Raw genomic sequence first — 16,929 nt, forward strand, 5'->3', positions numbered from 1 at the left:
GAAAGGACGTAGACAATGAAAGCAGTACTCACTCGAGTCACCCGTGCAAGCGTCACCGTCGATGGTGAGGTGGTCGGCGCAATCGATTGCCCCGAAACAGGCGGAATCCTCGCGCTGGTAGGTGTGGGGCGCGAGGACGACCCCCAGGCGTGGGAGACCGTCGCGCGCAAAATTGCCGAACTGCGCATCCTCGAGGGGGAACGCTCCGTCCACGATGCCGGCGCGCCGGTCCTGCTGGTCAGCCAGTTCACGCTGATGGGGCGCACCGCGAAGGGACGGCGTCCCTCGTGGTCTGATGCTGCACCGGGCGAGGTCGCCGAGCCGGTGATCGCGAAGATCGCGGAGGCGCTGCGCGAACGCGGGATCACCGTGGAGGAAGGGCGTTTCGGGGCGATGATGGACGTCGAAAGCGTCAACAGCGGCCCCTTCACGGTGCTCGTTGAGGCCTAATGCGGGGCCGCACCGCAACAGTTCCTGCCTGCCACCCACGTTCTAGGGGTGAATCCCCTGGGGCAATCCTGTCAGTGGCGCGAATCGGCGGGGCCTTGAATAATATCTACTCAAGCCGGAACAATCGGGCGCGTTGCTCCGTTTGACGTATAAGACTGAACCTTTTGTGGGTTCGGATGGTTCGAAACCTCAAGGAGGCAGCTCTTCATGACTCAGCCGGACCACTCTCGCGAGGCGGCAAACGAAGACAATGTGGACCGCGGAAGTCGTCGCAACCAGACGAATGACAATCCGTCGGCAGATCTCGTCCGTGTCTACCTCAACGGTATCGGCAAGACCGCGCTGTTGAACGCGGAAGAAGAAGTCGAGCTGGCGCAGAGGATTGAAGTCGGGCTCTACGCCCAACACCTCCTGGACGACCCCGAGGTGAAGCTGACACGCGCGAAGAAGCGTGACCTGAAAATTCTGGCCAAAGAAGGCCGCAAGGCACGCTCCCACCTGCTCGAGGCCAACCTGCGACTGGTGGTTTCGCTGGCCAAGCGCTACACGGGTCGCGGCATGCCGTTGCTGGACCTCATCCAGGAAGGCAACCTGGGCCTGATCCGCGCCATGGAGAAATTCGACTACGCCAAGGGCTTCAAGTTCTCCACCTACGCCACGTGGTGGATCCGCCAGGCCATTACCCGCGGGATGGCTGACCAGTCGCGCACCATCCGCCTCCCAGTGCACCTGGTCGAGCAGGTCAACAAGCTTTCCCGCATCCGCCGCGAGATGTACCAGTCGCTCGGCCGCGAGCCCACCAACGACGAGTTGTCGGAGGAATCCGGCATCGAAGAGTCGAAGATCGAAATGCTGCTGCGCCAATCGCGTGACCCGGTGAGTCTCGATATGCCTGTCGGCGCTGACGAGGAAGCCCCGTTGGGCGATTTCATCGAGGACGCGGAGGCCACCGACGCGGAAGACGCGGTGGTTTCTACGCTGCGCCACGACGATATCCAGGACATCATCAACGGACTCGAGGAGCGCGAGCAGGACGTGATCCGGATGCGCTACGGTTTGACCGATGGCGTGCCACGCACGCTGGATCAGATCGGGCGCCAATTTGGCCTCTCGCGCGAGCGCGTACGCCAGATTGAGCGCGAAGTGATGGCGAAGCTGCGCGTCGGCGACCGCGCCGAGCGCCTGCGCGATTACGCCTAATACAAGGGGAGAACACATGCGTGATTTGGTCGACACGACCGAAATGTATCTGCGTACGGTCTACGAGCTCGAAGAGGAAGGCATCACGCCATTGCGCGCCCGCATCGCCGAGCGCCTCGAGCAGTCGGGTCCCACGGTGTCGCAGACCGTAGCGCGAATCGAGCGCGATGGCTTCCTCGTTGTACAGCCGGACCGCTCGCTGACCCTCACACCGGCCGGGCGCGAGCGCGCGACTGCGGTGATGCGCAAGCACCGACTCGCCGAGCTTTTGCTTACCGACGTCCTGCAGCTCGATCCTTCCCACGTCCACGACGAGGCCTGCCGCTGGGAGCACGTCATGAGCGAGGAGGTCGAGCGACGCGTCGTCGCTGTGCTGGACAATCCCACCCGCTCCCCTTTCGGCAATCCTATTCCTGCCTTGGAAAAGCTGGGAGCGACCCCGAGCTCGGAAACCGCATACGGTAAGCGCGCCGCCGACCTTGAGCTTGCCGAGCCCACGCAGGCGGTCGTGGTGCAGATCAGCGAGATTCTCCAGCAGCTATCCGCCACCGTCTCGCCCGCGCTCGATGTCGCCCGCCTCGTCGGCGACACGGTGACGCTTGAGCGGGAAGAAGACGAATCACTGACGCTCACCACCTCGCAGGGCGAGGCGTTCACGCTGAGCCCTGAACTCTCGCACGCCCTGCGAGTGCGTGTGAGTGAATAGTCCACACCGGGAAGAGAGAGTTCACGTTCATGAAGCTTGTTGTCACCGGCGGTGCCGGCTACGTCGGCAGCGTGTGCGCCGCCGTGCTCGTTGAGTCCGGCCACGACGTGATCGTGGTCGACGACTTCAGTACCGGTAACCGCAGCGCGGTGCCCGCCGGTGCCACGCTCGTGGAGGGCCGCATCAACGACGTCATTGACGAGGTGCTCAAGCCGGGCGATATCGACGGCGTGCTGCACTTCGCCGCCCGCTCGCTCGTTGGCGAATCCGTGGAGGTGCCGGACGAGTACTGGCGCGACAACTTTGAGGTCACCCTGTTCCTCCTCAACGCGATGCGCCGCCACGGCGTGCGTTCGCTCGTCTTCTCCTCCACCGCAGCAACGTATGGCGAGCCAGACACTGTCCCGATTACCGAGGACGCGGCAACCCGCCCAACGAACCCGTACGGGGCAACTAAGCTCGCCATCGACTACGCAATTTCCTCCTACTGCCAGGCCTACGGCATCGGCGCGACGAGCCTTCGCTACTTCAACGTCGCTGGCGCGTACGGCAACTATGGCGAGCTACACCGCACCGAAACACACCTGATCCCCATCGTCCTGCAGGTCGCACTCGGCCAGCGCGACGCGATCAAAATGTTCGGCGACGACTGGCCCACCGCCGACGGCACCTGCGTGCGCGACTACATTCACGTCCGCGACCTCGCCGACGCCCACGTGCTCGCGCTGAACGCGAACACGCCCGGCACCCACTCCATCTACAACCTCGGCTCCGGCGACGGCTACTCCGTGCGCCAGGTCGTTGAGATGTGCCGGGAGGTCACCGGCCACGCCATCCCCGCAGAGGTGGCTCCCCGCCGCGCCGGCGACCCGGCGGTGCTCATCGCGTCCTCTGAGAAAATCAAACGCGAGTTGGGGTGGAACCCGACGCGGACAGATCTGCGCCGTATCGTCGAAGACGCCTGGGCGTTTACCACTTCCCACAACGAGCGCTAAGCCGCGCAGTTATCTTCAAGTTCCTCCCAGAGCAGACGGCAGCCCGCGACAGCAGTATCGAGCATGCCCTCCCACTCGCCGATCGCCATGAGCTGGCGCTGTATCGCGGACAGCGAGTGCCCGGGGACCTCGTCTTGCGCGGCGCGCAGCGCAGCGAACGCCCAGGGCTCCAGCCCGCTTTCTACTGCGGCGATCGCCCACAGGCTCAAGGCATTCGCGCGGATCACGCCGGTGAAGTTGCGGGCGATACTCAACAAGAGCCGGGCCGCGGTTTCTGGATTTTCCACGATGTCCACGATAAGGCTGTCGCGCAGGTGACTGTGTGACAACAGCGCCGCGAGGAGCTGTACGTCCTCATCGCTTGCGAAGCAGTCTGCGAGCGTGACCGGTTTGGCGCCGGTGCCTGCGGGGAACGCCCCGGCCTGCTCCGCGCTACCTCCCCGATGCGGGTTCAGCATCTCGCAACCACGCTCAGCCGCGTCGAAGAGCGCATCTGGGCGGGTGAAGCGGTGCTCGGTGAGTTCACGCCCCTGGGCATACGCCGCTTCGTAGAGTGCTTCGCAACGCCTCGTGTCCGCTGCCGATGCCGACTCGAAATGCAGCGCGATCTCTTCGCGGTTGAGTTCCGGGAGCAGCCCGTTTTGCAAGAGTCCACGCATCGTCGGCGCACCGACGACGGAGGGGACGGTACCGGTGTAGTACTCCGGCGGGGCGTCCGGCTCGATGGTGTTGGTGTTGGCCGCGGAGGCGCCGGCGGCGTCGAAAAGCAGGGTGTACGGCGTGCCCGAAGCGATCTCCGAGACGTGCCAGCACGCGGCGATACCGGGGACGCGCTCGCTGCCCGAATGCTCGAGGAAGTAGGCGGCCTCGAGCGCGAGGCGAGAGTTGGGGATCCTGGTGACGATGATGGCCAGATGGATGTCTTGACCGGCGAGCTCGAGGGCGCGCAGCGCGTACTCGAGCTGCTCGCCGCTGCCGAGGTCTGCGCGGACGATCGGCCCGAGAGCGAACGCGGAAGGGTCCGGTCCGCTGCGCTCCAGGCCGATAAGCACGAGCGATTCTTGCGGGTAGAAGCCCAAGGCGCCGGGAACGCATGCGATGAGCTCGCCGGGGCCGTAGGAACGGTCATTGATGGGACGGTGTGCGTTGGTATGTGATTCAGTCATGCATTATTGGACGCAGAAACTGCCGTGCCGGTTCCCTCGGCGTGCGAATTCGTCATAAAGCAGTCTCCAGGCGCTAAACTTGTTGCCACTTCTGCGCGGCCGGGTTTCCCCAGGCGTACACAGCCTTGGGCGCAGCCCTGGAATAGGCGGACCCGCGGGGCTGTTGTGGTAACTAATACGAACACTGTTACGAAGTAGCTGTCACGCAAGCCGGGGACGCTCGCGCATGACACGAGTTAGAGGAGGAAGCACATGTCTGACACGTCTCGCATGTACGAACTTGAATACCCGTCGCCCTCGGTCGGCGGCAACGATGCCTCCGGCCCGGCGTTGATTATTGCGATGCAGGGCTACGCCGACGCCGGCCACGCCGTGGAGGGCGCAGCCGAGCACCTCAAGGCGGCGCTGGAGTCCCGCACGCTGGCGACGTTTAGCAACGACGAGCTTGTTGATTACCGCTCGCGGCGCCCCGCGGTGACCATTTCGCAGCACGAGATCACAGATATCGATGACTTGCAGCTGGATCTGCGCGTCTTACGCGATACGGCGGGGACGTCTTTCCTCCTACTGTCTGGGCCGGAGCCTGACCTGAAGTGGGAGGCGTTTAGCAAGGCGGTGGGCGATCTTGTGCAGCGCTTCGACGTCTCGAAGACGATTTGCCTCTACGCTGCGCCAATGGGCGCGCCGCACACCCGCCCCCTGGTGGTCTCCGCGCACGGCAACAACGCCGAGCTCGTGGGCCGCATGTACACCTTCGACGGGATGGTCACCGTGCCTGGCGCGGCCTCCATCCTCATTGAACGCGAGCTGCACAAGCGCGGTAAGCCGGTGGCGGGCTTCACGGCGCACGTGCCGCACTACGTTGCCTCTTCGCCCTACCCGCACGCCACGTTCCAGCTGTTGCAGTCCATCGAGGACGCGACGAAGCTGCAGTTCCCACTGCGTGCCATCGAAAGCGATATCAGCCGGGTAACCAAGCAGCTCACCGAGCAGATGGAGGGCTCAGCTGAGATTGCGCACGTGGTGCACGCCCTGGAGGAGCACTACGACAAGGAGATGAGCGAGTACCGCGAGCGCCACCCGCAGGCGATGATGCCGGGCGAGGCGCAGGTGCCCAGCGGTGAGGAAATCAGCGAGGCGTTTGAGAACTACCTCACCGCCATCGAGGACCGCGACCGCGTGCTGGGCCAGGACGAGCAGCAGCTGAGCCTGCCTTTCGGCGACGATGAGAACAATCTGCTCATGGAGCACTTCCTCATCGACCCGGACGATCAGGACCCGCCGGCGGACGAGGAGTAGCCCGAATCGCTCGACTACGGTGGGTGGCGTGACTTTATCTGACATGCTCGCCGATCTCACCGATGTGCCCGCCCCGCTTATCGACGAAGCGGTGTGGGATTCCTTCACCGCCTGGACTGCATCCCGCGGGATCTCGCTATACCCCGCGCAGGAGGAAGCCTCGCTGGCACTGTTGGCGGGAGACAACGTCATTCTGGCTACCCCAACGGGCTCCGGAAAGTCGATGGTGGCCAACGCGGCCCACTTCATCGCGCTGGCGCGGGGGCAGCGCACCTTCTACACCGCGCCAATTAAGGCGTTGGTGAGCGAAAAGTTCTTCTCCCTGTGCGAGATTTTCGGGGCGGAAAACGTCGGCATGATGACCGGCGACGCGACCGTCAACGGTTCCGCCCCGATCATCGCAGCCACTGCCGAGATCGTGGCCAACATTGCGCTGCGCGAGGGCGCGAACGCGCGGATCGACCAGGTGGTGATGGACGAGTTCCACTACTACTCCGAGCCGGACCGCGGGTGGGCGTGGCAAGTACCGCTGCTCGAGCTGCCAAAGGCGCAGTTTTTGCTCATGTCGGCGACTCTCGGCGACACGGCGTGGCTGGAAAAAGACCTCACCGAACGCACAGGCCGCGAAACCACCTACGTGGGTGGCTCGCAGCGGCCGGTCCCGCTCGATTTCCACTACGTGTTCACTCCGATCCACGAGACGATCGAGCAGCTGCTTGCCGACGGCAAAGCCCCCATCTACGTCGTCCACTTCTCGCAGCGCGAGGCCACCGAGCGTGCGCAAGCGCTGACCAGTATGAAGATCATTACCGATGAGGAGAAGCAACGCATCGCCGCCGAGATCGGCGATTTCCGCTTCACCACCACCTTCGGCAAGACGCTGTCGAAACTGGTGCGCCGCGGCATCGGCATCCACCACGCAGGCATGCTGCCGAAGTACCGCCGCTTGGTCGAGCGTCTTTCGCAAACCGGCCTGCTGAAGGTCATTTGCGGCACCGACACGCTGGGCGTGGGTATCAACGTGCCCATCCGCACCGTGGTGATGACTGGTTTGGCTAAGTACGACGGCACGCGCCAGCGCGTCTTGAAATCGCGCGAATTCCACCAGATCGCGGGACGGGCAGGCCGCGCCGGCTTTGACACCGAAGGCACCGTCGTCGTCCAGGCCCCCGAACACGAGATTGAAAACGTCAAGTTGCGTCGCAAGGCCGGCGACGACCCGAAGAAGCGCAAGAAGCTGCGCAAGAAAGCCGCCCGCGAGGGCGAGGTCTCGTGGTCCGAGAACACGTTTAACCGGCTCACGACTGCGGAGCCGGAGGAGCTGACGAGCCAGTTTTCCGTGTCCAACTCAATGCTGCTCAACGTCGTGGCCCGCCCGGGCGACGGCTACGAGCACATGCGCCACCTTTTGCGCACCAACCACGACACCCGCGCGAAGCAGAACCGCGACATCCTCACCGCCGTGGACCTTTTCCGCGGCCTGATCAACGCGGGCGTGGTCGAGCGCACCCCGGACTCGCCGGCATACCGCCCCTACACCCTGACCACGGAGCTGGACCGCGACTTCGCGCTCAACCAGCCACTGTCCCCCTTCGCACTTGCCTTTTTAACCATCCTCGACCCAGAGTCGGACACCTACGCCCTCGACGTGATTTCCACCTTCGAGGCCATCCTGGACGATCCGCGTCAGCTGCTCCAGGCCCAGCAATCCGCGGCCCGCGGCGAGGAGATCGCGGCGCTGAAGGCCGACGGGGTCGACTACACCGAGAGAATGGCGCTCATCGAGGACGTCACCTACCCCAAACCACTGGCCGAGGAACTCGACGAAGCCTTTGACACCTTCTGCCAGGGCAACCCCTGGGCCAAGGAGTTCGAGCTTTCGCCGAAGTCCGTGGTGCGCGACATGATCGAGCACGCCATGACCTTCTCCGACCTCATCGCCACCTACGGGCTCGCGCGCAGCGAGGGCGTGGTGCTGCGCTACCTCACCGACGCCTGGCGCACCCTGTCACACTCGGTACCCGAGGCGCACTTGACCGAGGAGCTCGAGGACATCATTGTCTGGCTTGGCGAGCTCATCCGCCAAGTGGATTCTTCGCTTATCGACGAGTGGGCCCACATGGCCGACGAAGACTCCCCCATCGACCAGGCCACCTTGGACCGGGAGCTCGCCTTCGGCGTCGAGGACCCCAACGCGCTTACCGCTAATCGACGCGCGTTTACCATCATGGTGCGCAACTACTTCTTCCGCCTCGCCCAGCTTTTCGCCTACGAAGAGGAAGAGAAGCTCGAGGAGATGTTTGCCTACCTCGAACCCGACGAACGCCCAGACTTCCCCGCCGGCATGGACGACTACTTCGACGAGTACGACGATGTGGATACCGGGCCACACGCGCGCGGCCCAGAGTACTTCCGACTCGGCGAGACCACCGGGAGGCAGTGGCACGTCACCCAGATTCTCAAGGATCCGGAGGGCGACAACGCCTTCCAATTCCACGGTGTCGTGGACCTTGATGCCTCCGATGCGGCGGGTGAGGTAAGGCTTGCACGTCTGGAACTCCGGGCGGATTAGCCCGTTTGGGGGTAGTGGGGCGTCGAAAAGCATGCCCCATATCTGTGTATAGACAGGTACCTGAGCTGTGCCAACCGCGCTATTATGCGCATAAAACCCAAATCTTCAAACTTTATGCGCTTCCGGAGAATCACGTAGCGAACGATACGTGAGCGTTCGCGGGCCTGCGGTACATTGTTGTTCGCAACACAATCCGCAGATTCGTGAGGAGAAACACAAGTGACTCGTGCGATCGTCATCGGCGCAGGCATGACCGGACTTTCCACCGCATGGTTCTTGCAAGAATACGGCTACGAGGTGGAAGTCCTCGACAAAATCGGCGTCGCAGGAGGCTCCTCCTGGGGCAACGCCGGCTGGCTGGCCCCCGGCAAAACCATTCCGCTGTCCAACTCCAGCCTCTGGGCTTACGGCCCCACCGCGCTGTTCGACCGCAACGCGGCGCTCTCAGTGCCGATGCGCATCGACCCGAAGCTCTGGGCCTTCTGCGCACAGTTCATGGCGCACGCCACCCAGCGCGCCTGGGACAAGACCATGGCAGGGCTGACCCCGGCCGACCTGGCTTCGCTCGCGGCCTTCGACGAGCTCGAAGAAGGCGGCGTGGCCTCCAAGTCCTACCGCGCGCCTTACATCATCGGCTTTGAATCGGAGAGCCAGGCCAAGGGCTTCCTCAAGGAGGTCGACGGCGCCGTCCGCCACGGCCAGGAAATCCCCTTCCACCCCGTCACCCTGGACGAGGCACGCGAGCACGCCCCCATGCTCACCGACAACGTAAAGGCCATCTACAAGATGGACGGCCAGCGCTTCATCGAGCCCGGTCCGTACTGCCAGGCCATCGCCGACTCCTTTACATCTCGCGGCGGCACCATCACCACCGGCGTAGAAGTCACCAAGGTCACCTCCACCCGCAAGCCGGCAGTGCAGCTGTCCACCGGCGAGTGGAAGCCCGCCGACGTCGTCGTAGTCGCCACCGGCGCATGGATGCCGGACCTCGCGCGCGAGCTCGGCGTCACCACCATGGTGCAGGCCGGCCGTGGCTACTCCTTCAGCGTCGAGACCGAGAAGACCCCCGAGTGCCCGGTCTACCTGCCGGAACAGAAGATCGCCTGCACTCCTTACCAGGGACGCCTCCGCGTCGCGGGCACCATGGAATTCCGCGGACCCGACGAAGCCTTCCAGCCCGGGCGCGTTGCCTCGATGATCCACGCCACCGCACCGATGTTCCGCGGCATCAACTGGGACGACCGCCAGGACGAGTGGGTCGGCTCCCGCCCCGTCACCCCGGACGGTCTGCCGCTGGTCGGCGCGACCAAGGCCCCGAACGTCTACACCAACGGCGGCCACGGCATGTGGGGCATTATCCTTGGCCCGCTCTCCGGCAAGATGCTGGCAAAGCAGATCGCCACCGGCGAGATCGACCACACCATCGCCCCCTTCGACCCGCTGCGCAGCCCCTTCGCTGGGCTGTAACCCGTCTGCCCGCTTGCGCCTTTACGCCCAGGCGGGCCTTTTCACGCCCATGTCACCGTTTCAAGGAGCACCCCATGGCTAATTCTGTCAACGACTTCGACGCCTTCGATGCCGCCATCGAGGCCGCCGCCGCACAGGCCCACGCCTGGATCGCGGAAACCGCCGAAGAAGACGCAAACGACTCCCAGACCCAGCAACTCGCCGCCCTGCTTCGCGACGACGACGGCGTCCGCTTCACCATGGACTTCGTCGACCGCGTCATGCGCCCCGAAGACGACCGCGTCGCCGCGCGTGCCTTGCGCTCGATCACTTCGGGTATCGACGCCTCCTTCCTCGGGCAAATCAACGGCCTTCTCGTCGGGCTCGGCGCGTTCGTCGGCCCAATCCTGCCGAAGGTGGTCATTCCCGCCGCTCGCGCCCGCCTGCGCCAGCTCGTCGGTCACCTCGTCCTCGACGCAGAATCCGACGCGCTCAACGGGCTGCTCGATCGCGCCGCGGAGCGCGGGGAGGAGCTCAACCTCAACCTGCTTGGCGAGGCCGTCCTCGGCGAAGGCGAAGCCACCGACCGCGCCGAGCGCACGGGCGCGCTGATCCGCAATCCGCGCGTGACCTACGTATCCGTCAAGGCCTCCTCGATGGTCGCGCAGCTCAACCCTTGGGACTTCGACGGCAGCGTCGAGCGCGTCAAAGACCGCATCCGCCCGCTATACCGCGCTGCACGCGACCGCAGCCCGCGCGTCTTTCTCAACATGGACATGGAGGAATACCACGACCTGCACCTGACCATTGCCGTGTTTACTCAGCTGCTCGCGGAGGAAGAGTTCCGCGACTACGAGGGCGGCATCGTCCTGCAGGCCTACCTACCGGACACCCTCGCCGCGCTCGAGGAGCTGGCCGAGTTTGCCACACAACGTGTCGCAGCAGGCGGCGCAAAGATCAAGATCCGTCTGGTCAAGGGCGCAAACTTGTCCATGGAGCGCGCGCACGCGGAGCTGCAAGGCTGGCCGCAGGCACCGTACCCAACCAAACAGGACGTCGACGCGAACTACTACCGCCTCCTCGACACCATCTTGCGACCAGAGTTCGCCGACGCCATCTCCATCGGTGTGGCCACCCATAACCTGTTTACGGCTGCCTTCGCCAAGGAACTCGCAGCCGAGCGCGGCGTCAGCCAGATGATCGACTCCGAAATGCTCCAAGGCATGTCCCCGGCCCAGCAAACGACGGTGCGCCGCGCCTACGGCAGGCAAATCCTCTACACACCGGTCGTGCACAAGGAAGATTTCGACGTCGCAGTCTCCTACCTCGTGCGCCGCCTCGAGGAAAACGCCGCACCGCAGAACTTCCTGTACGCACTGTTCGCCCCCGACGAGCCCGGCCATGCGCACGGCGAGCTGACCCCACTTAAAGCACAGGAGCAGGTCTTCCGCAACGCGGTCGCCACCCGCCACGAGGTGCCCGCCGGGCCGCGCCACACCCAGGACCGCGCGCAGGAGTCCGCCCGCGCCACCGCGAGCGCGAGCGCACACGCCGGCCGCTTCCTCAACGAACCGGATACCAACCCCGCGCTGCGCGCCAACCGCGAATGGGCCATCGAGCACTTGACCAGCCCACCGGCGCTTAATCTTGGCGAGGAAGTGCACGATACGGCCCGGGTGGATGAGGCGGTGCGTGTGGGCGTCGAGAAGCAAAAGCACTGGGGCGCACTCAGCGCCGACGAGCGGGCAACCGTACTCGAAGCCGTCGGCGACGTCATCGCCGCGCGCCGCGGCGACTTCATTGCCACCGCCGCCAACGAGGCCGGCAAAACGGTCGACCAAACCGACCCCGAAATTTCGGAGGCCATCGACTTCTGCGCCTACTACGCAGACTCCGCGCGACGCCTCGCCGACATCCGCGGGCGCTTCGAGCCCAACCGACTCACCGTGGTCGTGCCGCCATGGAACTTCCCGGTTGCCATCCCAACCGGCGGCATCATGGCGGCGCTGGCGGCGGGTTCGGCGGTCATCGTGAAGCCGGCGCCGCAGGTCACTGCCTGCGCGAAACTTATCGTCGACTGCATCCACGAAGCCTTCGCGGCGCACAACATCGACCCGAACACCGTGCAGTACCTGCGCGCCGACGAAGCCGAGGCCGGCAAGCGCCTCATCACCCACGAGGACGTCGATGCGATCATCCTCACCGGCGCATCCGACACCGCGCAGCTGTTCACCTCCTGGAAGCCGCAGCTCAACGTGATGGCTGAGACCTCCGGCAAAAACGCGCTGATCATCACGCCGTCGGCGGATCCGGACCTGGCAATCGCCGACCTCTACCAGTCCGCGTTCGGGCATTCCGGCCAGAAGTGCTCCGCCGCCTCCCTCGTCATCTTCGTTGGCGCCGCCGGCGATTCGGAGCGCCTGCGCAATCAGCTTCTCGACGCCACCAGCACCCTCAAAGTCGGCCCCGGCACCGACATCACCACGTCGATGAACGGACTCATCGAAGCGCCAGGCGAGAAACTGCGCCGCGGACTCACCCAGCTCGAGCCCGGCGAAACCTGGCTACTCGAGCCGAAACAGCTCGACGACGAGGGCCGCTACTGGTCCCCCGGCATCCGCGACGGCGTGCAACCCGGCTCCTGGTTCCACCTCAACGAGTGCTTCGGCCCGGTGCTCGGTATCATGCACGCCCGCGACCTCGACGAGGCCATCGAGTGGCAAAACTCCACCGGCTACGGACTCACCGCCGGCCTGCACACCCTCGACGGCGACGAGATCAACTACTGGCTCGAGCGCGTCGAAGCGGGCAACGTCTACGTCAACCGCGGGATTACCGGTGCGATCGTGCAGCGCCAGCCCTTCGGCGGGTGGAAGAAGTCTTCGGTCGGCCCGGGCGCGAAGGCGGGCGGGCCGAACTACGTTGCGCAGATGGGTACGTGGCACGACGTCGACGTGCCCTCGCCGGGTGTAAGCGTGGCACCGCATGTCGCCGAGGTGCTCCGCGGGTTCGCAGACCACGTCTCCGAGGAGGATTTCGGGTGGCTCTCCCGCGCCGCCGAGTACGACGAGTTGGCGTGGCAGCGCGAGTTTGGCCGCGAGCACGACTACGCGGGTCTGCGCTCCGAGGCGAACATCTACCGCTACCGCCCGCTGCTCGAGCCGCTCGTGTTGTATGTGGGCGAGGGCTTTGCGCTTCGCGACGTCTATCGCCAGCTCCTCGCCGCCGCCCGCACCGGCACGCAACTGCGCGTCATCGCGCCGGACTCGGTCGCTCCTGAGCTGCGCGACGCCGGCGTGCACGTCGACGGGTCGGCGGTAACCGGCACCCCGTCACGGGTGCGTGTCATTGGCGCCGCCCCCGAGTCGCTCTACGGCGATATCGCGACCGCGGTACTTGACTGGCCTGTGCTTGCCGACGGCCGCCGCGAGCTCCTGCCCTACCTCCACGAACAAGCAATCTCTGCCACCCTGCACCGCTTCGGCGTGCTGCGTGACCCTGCGGGCTTACGCAACAACTAGTTCCGGGCATGCCTGTGCGCGCGCCGGGTTCACTGGCGCGCGGGTGTTGGCGTGTGTGTTTAGTCGGGTGGTTTGCGATGCTCGGCCCGGGCTCTGTGGTCGGTGCCGGTGGCGGTCACGTTCCCGTAGGGTGAGACATACACGATCTGCCCGTCGCGCCGTTCGGTGTGCCCGCGGGTACCGCGTGCGGCCTGGGAGTTGTGGTACTTGCACAACCACCCCAGGTTCTCCGGTGTGGTGTGCCCGCCGTGTTGGTGTTCGACCATGTGGTGCGCATCGCACTCGGACGCGGGACGTGTGCAGCCCTTCCACGTGCAGGTGGTGGAGTCCGCCAGCATGACTTCGCGGTGCTTCGGGTGTGCAAAACGCGCGTGATACGCGTTGACCGGACCATCCATCACCCCAACCAGGATGATCGAGCCCAACTCTTCGAGCTGCATGCGCACAAACTCCTCACCGGTGACGATCACCCCATTATCGAAGTGGACACGCACGTCATCGCCTTCGCCGGCCATGATGCGCAGGTAATCCCCCAAATCCAGGTTCGCGGTCACCCGCACCACATAGTCTGCCTTTGCGCAGCCGCCTGCAAGCCAGGCGGGCACGTCATGCTTGGCGGCGTCATACACGCCTTGCACGTCTGCTGCCGGCCCAGTCAGCCGCAGGGTGGCCAGTCCGTCGCCGTGGTGGGTCACCCTCGCCCGCGGAACACGCGGCTCCGGTGTTTGCAGCTCAGCTTTCAAGTCGGCGGCGACATGGCGGATGCGCACTAGATCCCCTGCCGTGTTGCATAACTGCTCGATGTAGCGCCAGCGCTTAGTGGCATCGCGCAGCGCGCGGGAAGACCTCACGATGTAGGCCAACGTCTCCAACCGGTGGCCGTTGATGCGTGCGCCTTCTTCGGCGCGCGCCTGGTATTTCGTGTGCGAGGTCGGCCCACACAATACGGAAGCGGTGGCGTGTAGTTGTGTGGCGCGGTCTTTTTGGATGCCGTGTGCCTGTAGCTGCGCAGGCGTGTATCCGGCCGCAGCGTGAACGAAGTCGAAACCGCAACGGTCGAACATGGCGAGTGCATCCAAATCTGTCATGCACCCGAGAATAAACCACGCTTACCTGCGCAAACAAGCAATTGTGAGAATGAACCCAATATCAATCCGAAACGGAACCAACGAGCCGGAACATGCGTCTAACAAGGGTTAGGGAAAAGCACGACGCCCTGCTCACCCCGAGCAGGGCGTCGAAAAGCGGGCGGCTAGCGCGCGTCCTCGATCTCGATGGTCTGAGCAATCGCCTGGACCACACCGGCGATCTTCACCGCTTCCCAGACCTGCTCCTTGGTCAGGCCCTCCTCGCGGACGGTGTTTGCGTGCGCGACGGCGCAGTGCTCACAGCCGTTAATGGTGGACACCGCGAGCGACCACAGCTCGAAGTCGACCTTCTCCACGCCGGGCTTGGAGATGATGTTCATGCGGAGGCCGAACTTCACCTGCGCGTAGTCGTCGCCAAGCCAGCCCTTGGCACGGTAGGCGACATTGTTCATCGCCATGACGGTGGCGGCACCGAATGCGGCGTCGATGGCTTCCTCGGAGAGATGCTCCTTGGCCTCGTCGGTGATCTCGGAGATCACGGTTGCGTTGCGGGTTGCCGCCGCGGTGGCGACGAGCGTGCCCCACAGCTGCTGCTCGCTCAACTCGGTGGAGCGGGTCAGGGTGCCGATGTTGAGCTTCTGGTCCTTTGCGTATTCCGGCAGGGCGCTGCGCAGATTGTCGATAGACATATGTTTCAAGCCTTTCTTTGTTGCTAGCTAAAAATGTGCCGCCCCGCCGCTCCAGCGTTGCGGAGCGCAGGGCGGCACGGGAACGTAAATCAGAGCGTTACTTCAGGGACTCCTGAACCACGGCCATCTTGTCAATGTTCTTGGTCGGGTCGTTCTTCTGCCAGTCGCAGGCGCAAACTTCCTCGGACTGCAGGGCGTCGAGCACGCGCAGCACCTCGTCGACGTTACGGCCGACAGCGTCCGGGGTCACGGAGACAAACTGGACGATGCCGTCCGGGTCAATAATGAAAGTGGCGCGGTCGCACACACCGTCAGCGTTCTCGACGCCGAGTGCGCGGATCAGGTCGTGGCGCACGTCTGCGAACATCGGGAACGGGATATCCAGCAGGTCCTCGTGGGTAGCACGCCAGTTGAAGTGGGAGAACTCGTTGTCGGTGGAGCCGCCGAGCACCTGGGTGTCGCGGTCCTCGAACTCCTCGTTGAGCTTGCCAAACGCAGCGATCTCGGTCGGGCACACGAAGGTGAAGTCCTTCGGGTAGAAGAAGACGATCTTCCACTTGCCCTCGTACTTATCCAGGGAGACCTGCTCGAAGTAGTCGTCCGGGGTTGCGGCGTTTGCTTCCTTGAGGTTGCCGCCCTTCAGCGCGGTGAGGTTGAACTCCGGGAAGCGCTCTCCAACAGTCATGATCGGCATAGTGATTCCTCCATTTAAGAATGTTGCCGGGTACGTATTTGCTGCGAGGCGGTTTTCGCCTTCGCACCCCAGTATGCCACAGCGCACACCTTTGATCAACAACAAAACCTATTGACATCGTCTACGCTAATAGGCATGAGCAATAAGGAATATAGACCCACGCTCGCGCAGCTGCGCACCTTCGTCACCATCGCAGAGCACAAGCATTTCGGCACTGCGGCGAACAAGCTGAACATTTCGCAGCCCTCGCTCTCACAGGCACTTGCAGCACTGGAAAGTGGCCTCGGCATCCAGCTCATCGAGCGCTCAACGCGCAAGGTCATCGTCACCGCGTCAGGCAAGGAGCTCCTCCCCTTCGCGAAGGCCACCCTCGAAGCTGCCGACGCCTTCGTCGCCCACGCCAAGGGCGCCCACGGCGTACTGCACGGGCCACTGACCATCGGTGTCATCCCCACCGTCGCGCCCTATTTGCTGCCCGGCCTGCTGCCGCTGCTCAAGCAGGAGTTTGCTGAGCTGCGTCCGCGCATCGTCGAGGAGCAAACCGAGCACCTGCTGGCACAGCTTCGCGACGGCCGCGTGGACGTAGCCATCCTCGCCCTGCCTACCGACACCGCAGGCATTGCCGAAGTACCGCTGTATGACGAGGAATTCATCCTGGCCACTGGTGCCAACAGCGCGCACGCGGGGAGCCGAAAGCTCAAGCTTAAGGCGCTCGGCGACCTTGAGCTCCTGCTGCTTGACGACGGCCACTGCCTCCGGGATCAAGTCATCGACCTGTGCAAACGCGCCGACGTGCCACACGCCTCCTCTGCGCACTCCGACACTCGCGCCGCGTCGCTGACGACGATTATCCAGCTGGTCATCGCTGGTTTCGGCGCCACGCTCGTCCCGCGTTCAGCGGTGGCTACCGAATGCGACCGCCCAGGCCTTGGGCTCGCGACGTTCGCCCCAGGTGTGGACGCACATCGCACGGTCGGGCTTGCGTACCGCGCCTCGTCGACGCGCGGTGAGGAGTTCGCAGCCCTGGGCGCGTGCATCACGCAGGCGTACGAGGCCGCAGCCGAACGCAGCACTGCCATCCTGGAGAAGTAGCCCGAACGACT

The 16,929-nt window shown here is 64.4% G+C and carries 13 protein-coding genes; 9 read left to right on the forward strand and 4 right to left on the reverse strand.

All coding sequences use genetic code 11. The annotated features are described in order from the left end of the window. The first annotated feature begins 15 nt into the window (after window positions 1–15). From dtd to galE, 4 genes are all read left to right on the forward strand, one after another. Window positions 16–450 carry a D-aminoacyl-tRNA deacylase gene (gene dtd, locus M3G14_RS00260; RefSeq protein WP_259923789.1) on the forward strand — a complete coding sequence of 145 codons (435 nt, stop codon included), beginning with the start codon at window positions 16–18 and terminating at the stop codon, window positions 448–450. A gap of 207 nt (window positions 451–657) precedes the next feature. Continuing rightward, window positions 658–1,650 (forward strand): sigma-70 family RNA polymerase sigma factor, encoded by a 993-nt coding sequence (locus M3G14_RS00265; RefSeq protein ID WP_259923790.1) that lies wholly within the window; start codon window positions 658–660, stop codon window positions 1,648–1,650. Between the two features lie 16 nt (window positions 1,651–1,666). Further along, complete coding sequence (locus M3G14_RS00270) at window positions 1,667–2,356, forward strand: metal-dependent transcriptional regulator (protein WP_259923791.1); 690 nt, start codon at window positions 1,667–1,669, stop codon at window positions 2,354–2,356. 29 nt (window positions 2,357–2,385) lie between these two features. After that, a complete protein-coding gene (gene galE, locus M3G14_RS00275; RefSeq protein WP_259923793.1) occupies window positions 2,386–3,351 on the forward strand; it encodes a UDP-glucose 4-epimerase GalE in 966 nt (321 codons plus the stop codon). Here galE and M3G14_RS00280 read toward each other — a convergent pair. After that, a complete protein-coding gene (locus M3G14_RS00280) occupies window positions 3,348–4,517 on the reverse strand; it encodes a DUF4192 domain-containing protein (protein WP_259923795.1) in 1,170 nt (389 codons plus the stop codon). The genes galE and M3G14_RS00280 overlap by 4 nt on opposite strands. Before the next feature lie 252 nt (window positions 4,518–4,769). Here M3G14_RS00280 and M3G14_RS00285 point away from each other — a divergent pair, with 252 nt between their 5' ends. From M3G14_RS00285 to M3G14_RS00300, 4 genes are all read left to right on the forward strand, one after another. After that, a complete protein-coding gene (locus M3G14_RS00285) occupies window positions 4,770–5,816 on the forward strand; it encodes a PAC2 family protein (RefSeq protein WP_259923796.1) in 1,047 nt (348 codons plus the stop codon). A 43-nt stretch (window positions 5,817–5,859) separates the two neighbouring features. After that, a complete protein-coding gene (locus tag M3G14_RS00290; RefSeq protein ID WP_259924294.1) occupies window positions 5,860–8,388 on the forward strand; it encodes an RNA helicase in 2,529 nt (842 codons plus the stop codon). Window positions 8,389–8,607: 219 nt separating this feature from the next. Then, on the forward strand, window positions 8,608–9,855 hold the full coding sequence (locus M3G14_RS00295) for an FAD-binding oxidoreductase (protein WP_259923797.1): 1,248 nt from the start codon (window positions 8,608–8,610) through the stop codon (window positions 9,853–9,855). A gap of 74 nt (window positions 9,856–9,929) precedes the next feature. Then, on the forward strand, window positions 9,930–13,355 hold the full coding sequence (locus M3G14_RS00300) for a bifunctional proline dehydrogenase/L-glutamate gamma-semialdehyde dehydrogenase (protein ID WP_259923798.1): 3,426 nt from the start codon (window positions 9,930–9,932) through the stop codon (window positions 13,353–13,355). Between the two features lie 59 nt (window positions 13,356–13,414). Here the strand turns inward: M3G14_RS00300 and M3G14_RS00305 are convergent, their stop codons facing one another. The 3 genes from M3G14_RS00305 to M3G14_RS00315 form a co-directional block, all read right to left on the reverse strand. Beyond that, window positions 13,415–14,443 (reverse strand): HNH endonuclease signature motif containing protein, encoded by a 1,029-nt coding sequence (locus M3G14_RS00305; RefSeq protein WP_259923800.1) that lies wholly within the window; start codon window positions 14,441–14,443, stop codon window positions 13,415–13,417. Between the two features lie 164 nt (window positions 14,444–14,607). Further along, a complete protein-coding gene (locus tag M3G14_RS00310; protein WP_259923802.1) occupies window positions 14,608–15,132 on the reverse strand; it encodes a carboxymuconolactone decarboxylase family protein in 525 nt (174 codons plus the stop codon). Window positions 15,133–15,229: 97 nt separating this feature from the next. Then, window positions 15,230–15,826, reverse strand: a complete 597-nt coding sequence (locus tag M3G14_RS00315) for a peroxiredoxin (RefSeq protein ID WP_259923803.1) — start codon at window positions 15,824–15,826, stop codon at window positions 15,230–15,232. Window positions 15,827–15,961: 135 nt separating this feature from the next. On the opposite strand from M3G14_RS00315, the gene M3G14_RS00320 reads away from it, so the two are divergent. Next, window positions 15,962–16,918, forward strand: coding sequence for a LysR substrate-binding domain-containing protein (locus tag M3G14_RS00320; RefSeq protein WP_259923804.1), 957 nt, complete (start codon window positions 15,962–15,964; stop codon window positions 16,916–16,918). The last annotated feature ends 11 nt before the right edge of the window (window positions 16,919–16,929 follow it).

Origin of the sequence: Corynebacterium sp. p3-SID1056, from assembly GCF_025152525.1 — a bacterium.
In the GTDB taxonomy this organism is placed as follows: domain Bacteria; phylum Actinomycetota; class Actinomycetes; order Mycobacteriales; family Mycobacteriaceae; genus Corynebacterium.